Source organism: Parabacteroides distasonis ATCC 8503 (assembly GCF_000012845.1).
In the GTDB taxonomy this organism is placed as follows: Bacteria; Bacteroidota; Bacteroidia; order Bacteroidales; family Tannerellaceae; genus Parabacteroides; species Parabacteroides distasonis.
The window spans coordinates 86,936-102,193 of the sequence record NC_009615.1 but is presented as its reverse complement, the minus strand read 5'-3'; the positions used below and the strand labels follow the sequence as shown (position 1 = coordinate 102,193).

The 15,258-nt window shown below is 47.2% G+C and carries 10 protein-coding genes; 6 read left to right on the top strand and 4 right to left on the bottom strand.

Annotation, left to right across the window (positions count from 1 at the left end; translation table 11 throughout):
* Positions 1 to 61: 61 nt before the first annotated feature.
* The gene (locus BDI_RS00450) at positions 62 to 775 is read right to left on the bottom strand and encodes a pirin family protein (RefSeq protein ID WP_005855265.1); all 714 of its coding nucleotides are present in this window, start codon (positions 773 to 775) and stop codon (positions 62 to 64) included.
* Between the two features lie 160 nt (positions 776 to 935).
* Here BDI_RS00450 and BDI_RS00445 point away from each other — a divergent pair, with 160 nt between their 5' ends.
* The 6 genes from BDI_RS00445 to BDI_RS00420 all read left to right on the top strand — a co-directional run bounded on the left by BDI_RS00445 (position 936) and on the right by BDI_RS00420 (position 11,860).
* Complete coding sequence (locus BDI_RS00445) at positions 936 to 2,429, top strand: IMP dehydrogenase (RefSeq protein ID WP_005855263.1); 1,494 nt, start codon at positions 936 to 938, stop codon at positions 2,427 to 2,429.
* 70 nt (positions 2,430 to 2,499) lie between these two features.
* The gene (locus BDI_RS00440) at positions 2,500 to 4,698 is read left to right on the top strand and encodes an alpha-galactosidase (RefSeq protein ID WP_011965881.1); all 2,199 of its coding nucleotides are present in this window, start codon (positions 2,500 to 2,502) and stop codon (positions 4,696 to 4,698) included.
* A gap of 18 nt (positions 4,699 to 4,716) precedes the next feature.
* A complete protein-coding gene (locus BDI_RS00435; RefSeq protein ID WP_009276811.1) occupies positions 4,717 to 5,595 on the top strand; it encodes an AraC family transcriptional regulator in 879 nt (292 codons plus the stop codon).
* A gap of 364 nt (positions 5,596 to 5,959) precedes the next feature.
* A complete protein-coding gene (locus BDI_RS00430) occupies positions 5,960 to 9,193 on the top strand; it encodes a SusC/RagA family TonB-linked outer membrane protein (protein WP_009276810.1) in 3,234 nt (1,077 codons plus the stop codon).
* Between the two features lie 12 nt (positions 9,194 to 9,205).
* Positions 9,206 to 10,984 carry a RagB/SusD family nutrient uptake outer membrane protein gene (locus BDI_RS00425; RefSeq protein ID WP_005855257.1) on the top strand — a complete coding sequence of 593 codons (1,779 nt, stop codon included), beginning with the start codon at positions 9,206 to 9,208 and terminating at the stop codon, positions 10,982 to 10,984.
* A 27-nt stretch (positions 10,985 to 11,011) separates the two neighbouring features.
* Positions 11,012 to 11,860 (top strand): hypothetical protein, encoded by an 849-nt coding sequence (locus tag BDI_RS00420; protein ID WP_005855255.1) that lies wholly within the window; start codon positions 11,012 to 11,014, stop codon positions 11,858 to 11,860.
* A 1,425-nt stretch (positions 11,861 to 13,285) separates the two neighbouring features.
* Here BDI_RS00420 and BDI_RS00410 read toward each other — a convergent pair.
* From BDI_RS00410 to BDI_RS00400, 3 genes are all read right to left on the bottom strand, one after another.
* Entirely contained in the window at positions 13,286 to 13,861 is a 576-nt protein-coding gene (locus tag BDI_RS00410; RefSeq protein ID WP_009276808.1) for a uracil-DNA glycosylase family protein, read from the bottom strand.
* Positions 13,858 to 14,499, bottom strand: coding sequence for a hypothetical protein (locus BDI_RS00405; protein ID WP_008774447.1), 642 nt, complete (start codon positions 14,497 to 14,499; stop codon positions 13,858 to 13,860). Before BDI_RS00405 ends, BDI_RS00410 begins: the two co-directional genes overlap by 4 nt.
* Before the next feature lie 63 nt (positions 14,500 to 14,562).
* Positions 14,563 to 15,225, bottom strand: a complete 663-nt coding sequence (locus tag BDI_RS00400; RefSeq protein ID WP_005855247.1) for an MgtC/SapB family protein — start codon at positions 15,223 to 15,225, stop codon at positions 14,563 to 14,565.
* Positions 15,226 to 15,258: the final 33 nt, after the last annotated feature.

The following is a 15,258-nucleotide window of genomic DNA, read 5'->3' as shown; positions in this document are numbered from 1 at the left end:
TACCCTAATAGCTTTGTTACATCAACTATTAAGATACCCGCCAGCACTAACCTATCAACATTTATTTCATCATCGGAATTTCTATCAAAAGAACTTTTGCGTGCTTCAAGACTTCTATCGTAATGCTATCGGTTTCCCAGAATCCGGCCCCGTCACGCTTAGACAGGATCGTATTACTTACCTCCACCTCTCCGTCGATCACGAATAAATAAACTCCATTATTTTTACTATGTAGCTTGTACTCTTTTACTTGACCGGCATCTAGGTTTCCTAAAGAGAACCAAGCGTCTTGGTTGATCGACGCAGGAGCGCTACCGTCCGGAGCGATGATCAAGGACAACTTATTCTTTTCCGAAGTAACCGGACGCACGTCATAACTGGCATAATGAGGCTTGGTATTCTCCTCACGGGGAAATACCCATATTTGCAAGAACTCCAATTGTTCATTACCGCTGTCGTTGAACTCGCTATGCACGATACCGGTACCGGCGCTCATCACCTGAATATCTCCCGGCGTAATCACCTCGCTATTCTTTATGCTATCCCCATGGCGTAAATATCCCTTTAACGGGATGGAGATAACCTCCATATTCTTATGTGGATGCATATCGAATCCCTCACCCGGCGCCACGGAATCATCATTCAATACACGTAGCATCCCGAAATGAACCCTTTCCGGATTGTAATAATTAGCAAAGCTAAACGTGTGATGTGTTTTCAACCAACCGTGATTCGCATACCCTCTGGATTGAGCCTTATCAACTACAACTCTCATATTTTCCTCCTTTTTAAATCTACATTAATAACAAATCCATAACTATAAATGTTGCGTGACGCATATTTCGAACATTTCATGTAAACATGTGATTCATATATGAACAGAAATCGCTACTTTTGCGCAATTAAAAAAACTCATCCTGTAAATATAAAATCTTATGGCAATCTACTTAAACGATGTATCGAGAACATTTGGTGAGTATTTACTTATTCCCGGTTTAACCACCAAAGAATGTATTCCCGCAAACGTTTCATTGAAAACGCCGCTTGTGAAATTCAAGTCTGGCGAGAAATCCGCTATTGAATTAAATATTCCTTTCGTTTCCGCGATCATGCAATCGGTTTCCGGCCCTAAACTGGCAATCGAGTTGGCTCGCAACGGAGGACTTTCCTTCATCTTCGGCTCGCAACCGATCGAGAGCCAAGCGGATATGGTTCGCAAAGTAAAGAAATTCAAGGCCGGATTTGTTATCAGCGACTCTAACCTTACGCCCGAGAATACCTTGGCCGACGTGCTTGAGCTAGTCCGCCGGACAGAACATTCTACGATTGGTGTGACAGATGATGGTACGCCTAACGGCAAATTGCTAGGTATGGTAACCAGTCGCGATTACCGTGAAGGCAAAGACCCGATCGACATGAAAGTGAAAGATTTCATGACCCCGTTCGCTAAACTAATCGTTGGCGAGCTAGGCATGACCTTGAAAGAGGCGAACCAGATTATCTGGGATCATAAGTTGAATACATTGCCAATCATCGACAAGGATCAGAAGCTTCAATACTTCGTATTCCGCAAGGACTACGATAGCCACCGTGAGAATCCGAAAGAGTTATCCGGCGGAGATAAGAAATTATTAGTAGGTGCCGGTATCAACACCCGCGACTATAAGGAACGTGTTCCGGCATTGGTAGAGGCTGGCGTTGACGTATTGTGTATCGACTCTTCCGACGGCTATTCCGAATGGCAGTACGAGACCTTGCACTGGATCAAGGATACCTACGGAGACAAGGTACTGGTTGGTGCCGGAAACGTGGTTGACCAAGATGGTTTCAACTACTTGGCTGACGCCGGAGCGGATTTCATCAAGGTAGGTATCGGTGGTGGTTCCATCTGTATCACCCGTGAGCAGAAAGGTATCGGTCGCGGACAGGCTACCGCCTTGATCGACGTAGCGAAAGCTCGTGACGAGTATTTCAAGAGACACGGCGTTTATATCCCTATCTGTAGCGATGGTGGCTTGGTACACGATTACCATATGGTATTAGCGTTGGCTATGGGTGCCGACTTCCTGATGATGGGCCGTTATTTCGCCCGCTTCGACGAGTCTCCTACGAAGAAGATGAAAATCGGAAACAACTTCGTGAAGGAGTATTGGGGTGAGGGATCTAACCGTGCGAAGAACTGGCAGCGCTATGACATGGGTGGAAACGAGTCCTTGAAATTCGAGGAAGGCGTGGACAGCTATGTACCGTATGCCGGAAAATTGAAAGATAATTTAAACGTAACATTGGGTAAGATGATCGCTACGATGTGTAGCTGCGGTTCCATCTCTATCCAAGAGTTGCAGCAGCATGCCAAGATCACGCTTGTCTCCTCTACAAGTATCGTTGAGGGTGGCGCTCACGACGTGATCCTGAAAGAGCAGAATTAATTACAATATGTATTCTAGTAGAGGCGTGGCACGCTACGTCTCTACTATTTACACATTCAAATAATTTACCATGAAAAATCTATTACTTACAGTTATCCTTTTGTGCTTTTGTTTGCCATTCGTAAAAGCCGCCGATCAAAAGATGATCTTAATCTCGACCAACGAGACGGACTTGATTTTACAAGTAGCCCCCAACGGACGGCTCTACCAAACTTATCTGGGAAATAAATTAGTAAACGAATCCGAATTTGAGAACCTCTCATGGAATATCCAAGCCGGAACGGATGGCAGCGTATCAACCCGTGGATGGGAAGTATATCCTTGCTCAGGAGCGGAAGATTATTTCGAACCGGCTTTCGCCATCCAGCATAACGACGGAAACATGACTAGCATATTCAAGTATGTTTCCAGCGAATCTAAGAAACTAGACAATAACGTTACGGAGACAATTATCTCCCTGAAAGACGATGTATACCCAGTGGAGGCTAAATTACATTATGTAACCTTCGCTAAAGAAAACGTGATCAAGGCTTGGACTGAGATTCGTCATATGGAGAAAAAACCGGTCACGATTACCCAATACGCTTCCAATATGCTTTATTTCGAGAGTCCTCGCTATGTATTGACCGAGTTTAGCGGTGACTGGGCCAAGGAAGTACAGATGAGCAGCCAAGACTTGAAATTCGGGAAAAAGATTATCGATACGAAACTAGGCTCCCGTGCCGCTATGCACGCTTACCCGTTTTTTGAGATTGGATTAGGTGCCCCGGCCAGTGAGAATACAGGAGATGTTTTAATGGGAACGATCGGTTGGACTGGAAACTACCGCTTTACGTTCGAGGTGGACAACGCCGGTAACCTTCGTGTCATCTCCGGCATCAATCCCTATGCGTCCGCCTATGAATTGAAACCGAACGAATGGTTCGTCACTCCTGAGTTTATCTTTACATTGAGTAATCAAGGAACCGGAAAAGCCAGTCGTGATATCCATGATTGGGCACGTAATTACCAGATCAAGGATGGTAAAGGCGATCGCCTTACCCTACTGAACAACTGGGAATCGACCGGTTTCAATTTCAACGAGAAGAAATTGGAGGAATTAATGAAAGAAGCCAAGCACCTAGGTGTAGATATGTTCTTGCTGGACGATGGTTGGTTCGCTAATAAATACCCTCGTCAAAACGATAAGGCCGGATTGGGCGATTGGGAGGTTACACACGATAAGTTGCCGAACGGCATTCCTCATCTGGTGCAGACCGCTAAAGATGCCGGCGTGAAATTCGGTATCTGGATCGAGCCGGAGATGGTAAACCCCAAGAGCGAACTTTTCGAGAAACACCCGGATTGGGCGATCCATCTACCGAATCGTGAGACTTATTACTACCGCAATCAACTTGTCTTGGACTTAAGTAACCCGAAAGTACAGGATTATGTATTCAGCGTGGTGGATAATATCATGATCGAGAATCCGGATCTGGCTTTCTTCAAATGGGATTGCAACAGCCCGATTACCAATGTCTATTCCCCCTATCTTAAAGAGAAGCAGAATCAATTGTATATCGACCATGTACGAGGTGTCTATAACGTATTCAAACGGGTAGCCGAGAAATACCCTCACCTACCGATCATGCTTTGCTCCGGTGGGGGTGCCCGCTGTGATTACGAGGCATTGAAATATTTCACGGAATTCTGGTGCAGCGACAACACCGATCCGATCGAGCGTTTGTATATCCAATGGGGATTCTCCCAGTTCTTCCCGGCAAAGGCAATGTGCGCCCACGTGACTAGCTGGAACAAGAATACCTCCATCAAGTTCCGTACCGACGTGGCCATGATGTGTAAGATGGGCTTCGATATCAGCTTGAAGGAAATGAACGATGACGAGATGAAATACTGCCAAGAAGCAGTTGCCAACTACAAACGTCTAAAGGGCACGATCCTCGACGGCGATCTGTACCGTCTAGTCTCCCCTTACGATACCAACCATTCATCCGTGATGTACGTGGATAAGGCAAAAAGCAAATCCGTCCTATTCGCTTATGATATCCACCCTCGCTTCGGAGAAAAGACTTTCCCCGTAAAGCTACAAGGATTGGACCCGAATAAGAAATATAAGGTACAAGAGATAAACCTCATGCCGGGCCAGAAATCGACCTTGGTTACCGACGGAGGTACCTTCAGCGGAGATTTCTTGATGAAAATAGGAATGAACGTGTTCTCTACGGCTCATGCCCATAGCAAGGTCATAGAGCTGACCGAGGCTCACTAACTAAATTGTCAACAGAGAATGGACATTATCCGCGAGATAACCCCACTATCGGAAAAGGACTGCTTTTACATCGTAGACCGGCGTAAGACAGAATTTACCTATCCGATCCATTGCCACTCGGAGTACGAGCTCAATTTCATTGAGCACGCTCCGGGGGTAAGGCGTGTGGTCGGTGACTCTGCGGAAGTGATCGGAGAATACGAGTTAGTATTGATAACCGGGAAAGAACTGGAGCATGTCTGGGAGCAGAACGCATGTAAATCGCCTTTGATCCATGAGATCACGATCCAGTTCTCTCCCGATCTCTTCGGGAAGAATCTATTGGAGAAAAACCAATTCAACAGTATCCGGAAAATGTTGGAGAAAGCCCAATGCGGCATCAGTTTCCCGATGTCTTCCATCCTGAAGGTTTACCATTTACTGGAAAAGCTGGTTTCCGAGGAGCAAAGCTTTTATGCGGTCATCAACTTCTTAACCATCTTATATGAGCTTTCTGTCGAGGAGAACTACAAAGTATTGGCCAGCTCCTCATTCGCTAAAATAACAGATATCCATTCCGAGAGCCGTCGTATCCAGAAAGTACAAAATTACATTAACGAACGATACCAACAGGATATCCGCCTAAACCAACTGGCGGAACTCGTAGGTATGGCCCCTTCCGCTTTCAGCCGTTTCTTCAAGTTGAGGACCGGGAAGACCCTCTCCGACTATATCACCGATATCCGTATCGGTTACGCCGCCCGCATGCTGGTGGACACGCAACGATCCATCGCGGAGATTTGTTATGACTGCGGCTTCAATAACCTCTCGAACTTCAACCGTATCTTTAAGAAAAAGAAAAACTGCTCTCCCAAAGAGTTCCGGGATAACTACAAAAAGACAAAAATCATTGTATAAGAGACCTTTTTAACAGGGATAAATACATATCCCCCCCTATTTCTATACAAAATCCCCCCTTCTCTTTTCCTTCACACATCTATCTTTGCGACCAGTCACAAAGGCTTTCATGCCTACGGCTACCCCATCGATGTGTTAAAAATACACTCCGGCAAAAAAGTATTATTCTTGGATAAAATAGTATTTGAACGCACTTGGGATCCGACGTAATTTTGCGACAGAAATTAACAATACATATTAACAACAAAAAACAATTGCCTATGAGGAAGGACCGAAAATCTAATGTTTTTAGCAGTTAACCGCTAATGACCCTATTGAGTAAATGAATTTTAGTTTAGCCTTATATGATTTAATGTAAAAAATAATGAATTCAACAATTAAGAAAACGACGCTGTTTTTAGGCGCATGTATGGCCTTCCAGCTAGGTGGCATACCACAAATGTTAGCCGCCCCTAGTACTTCGATGGAAGTCATGCAACAAACAAAAAGAATCACTGGTACCGTGAAAGACGCAACAGGAATGGAAGTCATCGGTGCCAATGTTATCGTAAAGGGAACGACAAACGGAGTGATAACCGATTTGGATGGTAAGTTCAGCTTAGAGGCCGCCCCCGGCTCTATCATAGAGATCTCCTACATCGGTTATATGACCCAAGAGATTCCCGTAACCGCCCAAACATCCGACTTACAGATCACCTTGAAAGAGGACTCACAGAGTTTGGACGAGGTAGTGGTAGTAGGTTATGGTGTACAAAAGAAAAAGTTGGTGACAGGTGCTACCCTTCAAGTAAAGGGAGAGAATATCCAAAAATTAAACACGACAAACCCGCTAGGTGCCTTGCAGAGCCAAAGCCCGGGCGTCAATATCGTAGCGAACTCCGGCCAGCCGGGTAAGAGTTTCGATATCAACATTCGTGGTGCCGGAACGAACGGCAGCACGACTCCGCTATACATTATTGATGGCGTCGAAGGCGACATCAATTCCTTAAGTCCCGCCGATATCGAGAGCTTGGACGTATTGAAAGATGCCGCTTCCGCCGCGATCTACGGTTCACGTGCGGCCAACGGTGTTGTATTGATCACGACAAAGCAGGGCAAACAGGGTAAATTACAGGTTAGTTACGACGGCTATGTAGGTTTCCAGAACGTATATAAGATGCCGGACTTGCTGAATGCAAAGGAATACATGGCAGTCATGGACCAACTGAACTTCAACACGGGTAACCAACCTTACACGTGGACGAATTACATGTCACAAGAACAGTACAACCGTTACATGAGCGGCGAGGATGAGGGTACCAACTGGCTTGACGCAATCCGCAACAAGAACGCCATTACTACCAGCCACTCCTTGAACTTGGCCGGTGGTACGGAACGCTCCAAATTCTCCACGGGTGTATCCTACACGAAACAGGAAGGTACGCTAGGCAAGCCGGTCGCTTCCGACTACCAACGTTTCACGGTTCGCATGAACTCTGAACATATTTTGTGGAAAGAGGGTGACTTGGATATCATCACATTCGGAGAAAACCTGTACTATAATCATAATGAATCTTCCGGTATCTCCGAGGGTAATCAATACGGTAACGACATCTCTTGGATGTTACGTGCCAACCCGCTGGTTCCTATCTATAACGAGAACGGGGATTACTATATGTATGACGACTTGAACAAGGCCGGTTGGTTCAACTACAACTCTTATACGAGTAACCCGATCGCCGCAATGGTCAACTCCTCCCGTGGAAACAACAAGAGCAAAAACTACGGATTAACTATGGTTGGCTACTTGAAGGTACAACCAATCAAGGGACTCGTCTATAAAGGACAGGTCAGCTACAAACAGAACTCCAGCTCTTACCGTGGCTACAGTCCGGCTTATAAACTAACCTCTACCGATCAAAAACTAACCAATGAGGTTACCCAGAACATGACGACTGGTTGGGACTGGCAGATCGAGAATACGCTTAGCTACACCTTCAACATCGAGAAACACAACTTCGATGTATTAGTCGGTCAATCCTTCAAGAAGAGCGGTTTCGGTATGGGTGAGTATCTGGAGGCAACGGCGAACGACCTTCTGTTCTCCGACTGGGACCGGGCTTATATCAGCAATAGCATGGCTTCTCAGCCTACCTCAGCCAAAGGATATCCGACAGGGGATAACGCCTTAGCGTCATTCTTCGGACGTATCAACTATAACTTCAACGAGAAATACATGGCTAGCGTGATCTTACGTACGGATGGTTCCTCGAACTTCGCCCGTGGTAAACGCTGGGGTACATTCCCTTCCGTATCGGCTGGTTGGGTCGTGAGCAATGAAGATTTCATGGAAAGCACGCACGACTGGATGGACTTCTTGAAGATCCGTGCCAGCTGGGGTCAGAACGGTAACTGTAATATCGATAACTTCCAATATTTCTCGACCGTAGCGTTCGACCACCTCGGACAATATTCCTTCGGCAACAACAAGGGTACGGCCACGCAAGGCGGTTATGCCAGCATCATGCCGAACGAGGACGTGACATGGGAGACTTCCGAGCAGTTAGACCTTGGTCTGGATGCCCGTTTCCTAAGCGGCCGATTGAGCTTGAACTTCGATTGGTACAACAAGAAAACCAAGGACCTGTTGATCGTTGCCCCGATCCTAGACTCTTACGGAACGAACGCTCCCTATATCAACGGCGGTACCGTGGAAAATAAAGGTGTCGAGATCGGCTTAGGCTGGAACGACCAGAAGGGCGACTGGACGTATGGCGTGAACCTAAACCTTGCCCATAACAAGAACGAGGTTACGCAGATCAACAACAAAGACGGTTACATCCTAGGTCCGGACAAGGTACTGGCCGAGAACACACGTCCTGTATCCCGTATGGAAGTAGGACACCCGATCGGTTATTTCTGGGCCTATAAAACGGAAGGTGTCATGCAAAACGCCGACGACGTGCAGGCTTATCTGGATAAGAACTGTAAAGGCAACGCAGCCAACTCCCTGCAAGGTAGCTCCATCCAACCGGGTGACTTGAAATTCGTAGACGTGAATGGCGACGGCGTGATCAACGAGGACGACAAGACCGAAGTCGGCAACCCGCACCCGGATATCACGATGGGTCTAAGCTTCAACGTTGGTTACAAAGGATTCGATTTAGCGGTAACCACCTATGGGGCCTTCGGACAACAAAATATGCGCTCTTATCGTAAGTTTACCGACGGCAACGTGGAGAATTACACCTCCGAGGTATTTGAGTACTGGCACGGTGAGGGAACCTCCAATCGTTATCCTCGTCTGGTTCCGGGTAACACAGGTGTCAACTTCCAACAGATATCCGATATCTTCGTGGAAGACGCCAGCTATTTCCGCATCCAGAACGTTACTTTGGGCTACGACTTCAAGAACCTATGGAAGAACTGCCCACTGCCGCAATTACGTCTGTACGTAAGCGCCCAGAACCTCTTCACCTTCACGGGATACAAGGGTATGGACCCCGAAATCGGTACGAACGATAGTTATCGCGAGGACAATCCTTGGGCAAGAGGTATCGACTTAGGTTCTTATCCTTCACCCAGAACTTATATGGTAGGTGTTAACATTAAATTTTAAGAGAAAAGCAACATGAAAAAGTTAATATATGCAATATGTATGGGCGCTGCCGTAGCCTTCTCCAGTTGTGAGGACATGCTCGACACGACCAATTACACAGAGAAGACAACCGCTACATTCCCGGAGTCGTACGACGATGCCCAGCAAATGATAGCAGGCGTTTACGCCAGCATGGCATCCGTTTGCGCCAACCCCGAGAGATCGTTCCTTTATTACGCCCAACTAGCCAGCGATGACGCGCTAGGCGGGGGCGGCTCGAACGACAAGCTGATGCAGGCCATGGACCTGCTCTGCAACTATCAGTCCGACATGACCCGCCAGTTCTGGAAAGACCGTTATGCCGGCGTATTCCGTGCCAACAGCGCCATAGAGACCTTGGATAACTGTCCGGACTTTCCTTCCACGGAAGCACGTAACCAATTGATGGGCGAGGCTCTCTTCATGCGTGCCTATTTCTACTACGAGCTAGCCTCGATGTACAATCGTGTACCCCTAATCACTACATCCCAGACAAGCGATGTGCCACAGGCAAGCCCCGCCGAGATCTGGGGACAGATCTTGCTAGACCTTAAGACAGCCGCCGACATCATGCCCGCATGGCGTGGAGGTACGTCATCCCTTGAGGCAGGACACGTCGACAAGTACACCGCCGAGGCCATGTTAGGCCGTGCTTGGTTGTTCTACACCGGCATGTACGGGAATGGCGAAGATATAGCCGCCTTGACCAGCGCCACTTACAACCCGCTGACCTCCGTCACCTTGGCCGACGGCTCTACCCTAACGAAGGATCAAGTGATCTCTTATATCGATGATTGCGTGAACAATTCCGGATATTCCTTAGCATCCGACTTCCGTAGCCTTTGGGCTTACACGAACCGTTGCACGGTGAACGATTTCGAATACACCGCCGGAAAAGGATTGAAATGGGTAGAGGATGATAACGCCGTCAACCCGGAATCTATGTTCGCCATCAAGTTCAATAAGCTGGCCAGTTGGAATACTACCATCGCTTTCGCCAATGGTTACGCGCTTCATTTCGGTCTTCGCGGAGATCAAGACGTAGCAAATACCTTCCCCTTCGGACAAGGTTGGGGAGCCGGGCCTGTAGCACCGAATTTCGTGAACGATTGGGCAAGCGCAGAACCAAATGACATGCGTCGCGACGCTTCCGTATATCGTACGGACAAATTACCCGCTTATAACAAAGGCGGTTGGGCGGACTTCGTACAGGAAACGGACTACTATGCCATGAAATGGTCTCCTGTCGCATGCAAGACATCCAATGACGAGAGTGGCTACTTCAAGACCTTCGAGAACGAGATGTACGGAATCGATGGCTGGACGCAAGGCGCGAATAACCAAGCCTTGGACAACATCCACGACTTGGTATTGATCCGCTTCGCTGACGTTCTCTTGATGCAATCCGAGCTCAAGGGAGATGCCACCGGTATGAATAAGGTGCGGGAGCGTGCCGGCCTTCCGGCTATCGGCTACTCGCTCCAAGCTCTGCAAAACGAGCGCCGTTGGGAATTAGCTTTGGAGGGTACCCGTTGGAACGACATCCGCCGCTGGCACATTGCCGCCGCTGCCTTGCAGAAACAGATAGGTACGCCTATCTACATCGCTGGTAATCCTGCCACGAACAAGGCGCAAAATGGTGGTTACGCCTCCCGCTACAACACCTCCGCCGGTTTCATGAAGATACCTGAGAGCCAGATCTCACTCTCCAGTGAACTCCAGCAGAACGAAGGTTGGGGAGCGGACGCCGAGTACAATGGCTGGGCTAATTAATAACTTTTTAATTCAGAATATACAATCATGATAAAGAATATATATTATATAGTAATGGCATTGATCGCAGGAATGATGGTTTCCTGCGACCCAATCACAGAAAGTGATCCGGGCATATCCGCCAACTTAACCGAGGCGGATCTGCAAGCCCGTGTAGCGCTTACGCAAACGACGGCCGGACAAAACAAGTTCACCTTCTCCACCAATCCCACACTGACGGTACAGGTATTGGATCAAGACGGGGCCATCCTAGCCACCGGAACCGAGGGTTCCATCATTGGCACTCCTCCCCTCACGAGCTTGACCGTCCGGGCTATGAACCAAGACGGCTCCATCACCTCTTTCTCTAACGATGTGACGATCTCCGAGTATGTGGATGTGCCTTCTATTTATGAAGGATTATTCGGACCGGAGTATAATTCTGTAACTTGGGTTTGGGATACAGATGCCAGCAACGGCCTTTGGGGAAATGGTGCTTATATGGAAAGCACAGGTCCGGAATGGTGGCAAGTTCAAGCCACAGACATCGACCAACAATGTACTGAGAAAGGATATGCCAAAGATGGGTTAGAAGGTTGGATGACTTTTACCTTGGCTGGCAAGAAAGTAGAAACCAGCCGCGGTCAATCCGGAACAATCGCATGGGACTTATCCGCTGTAGCCAAAGAAGGTTGGGATCAAGGTACATTAACGTTCACCGGAACCATTCCTTTATTAGGACTGGTGAAAATGGGAGACACAGATGATACCTTCGCTCCTCAATATGAATATCACATCTTGGAAGCGGATGGTGAGCATCTTAAACTAGCGGCTCCGAAACCCGGCGCAGGTGATTGGGGAGAGGCTTGGTTCTGGAATTTTAAAACAAGAAAATAAAGAAAATATATCATGAAGAAAGTATTATTCATTCTATATTGCACTATTAACAACAACTGTTATTAATATCAATGCTGACGTAAATGGTCCATCACCTTCCTATGCCGCAGAAAGAGAAGGGTATTCAAAAATGTACGTTACAGCTCAAAATCAGGACGCCCATATATCAATGGTTATTGAAGATCAAAATTTCATGGAATATACTATCACCAGTGGTTTTTATAGTGGAGGTCCATGGGTTTACTTTGTTGAACATGGAAAGTATAAAGTTGTTTCCATAGATAAGGGATATAGAGTCTCTTGTAATGGATCTACAGTTCAAGTAGGATCTGTCATAACTTTTAGCGGCGCAACTGGGCATATTGGATTTTACGTAAATAATTGATCTAAAAATGAATATCACGATACTCAATGTTCTCCGTGACATTGAGTATCTCTGATCGGATAAATGAAGAAGATGTATCTCACTAGCAATATTTTATGATGAGATTATCCCAATAATTCATTCATTCTTGTTATATAAGAGGGGCGGAGCGTTTATCGTTCCGTCTCCTCTCTTTTTATCTTACACGGTACTCGCCCTGCAAATATCCTTCCGTCAACCAAACCGCTCTCCGGCCATCTTTTTGATTTCCATAGAGCATTTACCTTGACACACCTATTTTCCAAACCTAGCGAAATAGCGAGAAAGCAGTAGCAATAAGCACCCCTTTTTGTTAAAATACAGCGTTTTCCACACACAATAGGTGCCGGAAGCCTGCGTAACTAGTCGTATTAGGCAACGCCGATACTGCCGTTGGGCATCGTAAGTAGTCAAGAATAGGGTTATGAGTAGTTGCGAATGGGCATTCTTACCCTGTTATAACCCTATTGTAGCACCGTTTTTCTTCCCTTCCTGCCCCCAAAACATGAAATACGATGAATAAATTCCGCTAGAATAAAAGGCCGTTATTCAACATTAGCCTATCAACCAATCGATTGTCGTTTTTTTCTTTCGTTTTCGGGAGCATACCTTACCTTTACCCGAAAGAATCGATTCTCCATGACTTAAATTTACAAACTGTCACTTTGCTAAAAGACGCAAGACAAGGAGATGTCAAGTATCCGTGAAAGATGATACATCTTACAACGGTAATATAATACATCCTACAACAGTAAGATCATACATCTTACGGCGATAAGATGCTACAACTGTACCTTACTGAAAATAAGTTCGTGCATTAAACTCCATAATCGGACGTTTTAAACTGAATAACGTCGCAAATATCGCAGCGTTTCTCCTGTTCTAATGTCGCATCAAGTACTTAAAATATGTATATACACGAAAGAGATAATTGGACATCATTCAGATAGGACGTTTCCGAGCTTACCGCACTCCTTGAAGAGGTGGGGCGTAAACGAGGAATGCTGTATGGCAGACTTGCCTCACACCATCCCCAACGTCTCAAACATCCCCCGGTAAACGGCGGCCTTCTCCTCCAACGGCCTCGGATAAGCTCTAGAGGATGAAGGCATACGGAACAGCCTCATCGTCCTTCCCATACAAGAAAATTCCGACGAGAAGCCCACTTTCGGCTCCTCCGTGCCGGGCAATACGGAGAGGAGGGTATCCATCGCTTTCTGCCCGGTTACCACGATCGCCACGCATTCCGGTATCTGGGACAAGACCTTTTCCGGATCGATCGGCCGTACCACCTCAAGGAACTTATCGGAGGCATTTGCTTTCAAGCGGATCACCTCCATGGCGGTATCACCGATCCCGATCCCCTTTTCCCGGCAGAAAGCCTTCGCCTTCTCCTCGCTGAACGCCTTCTTGTCTCGCAGGAACGCATCCTTGTTCCCATAGAAAATCAAGCCAAGGATGCGCCACATATCATTCTGGATATTCGGGTAATAAAAATCCATGCTCCAACGAGCTCTTGGAGGCGGAAAACTTCCCAGCATCAGCAATCTCGTATTCTCCGGGAGGAAGAAACCTAGCGGATGCAGCTCGGTGGTCATGCTTCCTTGCTCTTTTTGAGTTCCTTCTTCTGATCCTCTTTCGCCAGAAGCACGACGTTATACACGAAGTCCGTGATCCATTGCTCGGAGTAGCCTAGTTTCTCGGCATACTTACGCACGCTCCATGCGGCCTTCTGCACGCTGATATCCTTCCACTCGGACTTGGTCAAGATATCGTGAACCGTCTTCGTCGTCATATTATACAGCAACTTCTTCACCAGCATGGAGAAGCGGAACTTCCACTGCATCAGATTGCCAAGCAAGTTGAACAAGTCATTGCAGAAACCTTGGAACATGAAGAAATACGTCTTGATATCGTTCTGGTTCTTGCAGTTCTTCTTCACCGAGCTGTCGATCTCCTTGAAGAAAGCCTCGCTTAGGCCGTAATCCTCCATCAACACCTTGCGCACACGGGATTTCTCGGCGACACCCAATTTGTTATTCTGGGTCGGTATCTTCAACATGCGTTTGAACAAAGCCATATCGGCGAGCATGTTCAAGTTGGTGATACCCAAGTTCACGGCCATAACGGCTTGATAATATACACGGATTAAAGATACGAACTCCTCCACGGAACCTTTGCCGGCCTCTTCCGCCTCAGATACGTTCTTCTTGAATAGCTTAGAAATAAAATTCATCGTACGATTATTAAATAGTTTCGAGCCGCGAATATACGAAAACTTACCGCCAATACAGAATAACTATTCAATTCTCTCCACCGTAACCTCCGGAAATTGCTCCATCAATAGCAACAGTGGACTTTCCTCCGTGTTTTTACGGGCTTTCAACACGATGCTGACGACGTACTCGTCCTTCTCCTGATGCCCCAGTCTTTTCATGTCATAGCTTACCAACAGGAAACCTTTCTCGTAGATAACACGGGCGATCCGGTTGATCGCCTCCTTGTCGGAGGTAGAGAATACCACCAAGGAACTTCGCATCCCGATGCTTTTAAAAATAACGCTCAACAGCTCCAGCCCGGCGAGCGTCAACAAAGTGGCGGCGATACCGAGCCCGTACATGCCTGAGCCGACGGCCAGACCGATACCGGCGGTCGCCCAGATACCGGCGGCGGTAGTCAATCCCCGTACGAATTGTTTCTGGATGATGATCGTACCCGCCCCGATGAAACCGATGCCACTCACCACTTGGGCGGCCACACGGCTCGGATCGAGACTTACGCTATTCTCTAGGATGACATCTTGGAAGCCATATTGGGAGACAACCATGATCAACGCGCTACCCAACGAAACAAGGAAGTGAGTCCGGTAACCCGCCTCCTTCGCACGGTACTCACGGTCTAGTCCGACAACGGCGCCCAGAATACCTGCCACGAAAAGTCTTAGTATGAAATCCCACATCATAATCAACGATCTTTTAGGTTTTACCCCGAAAGA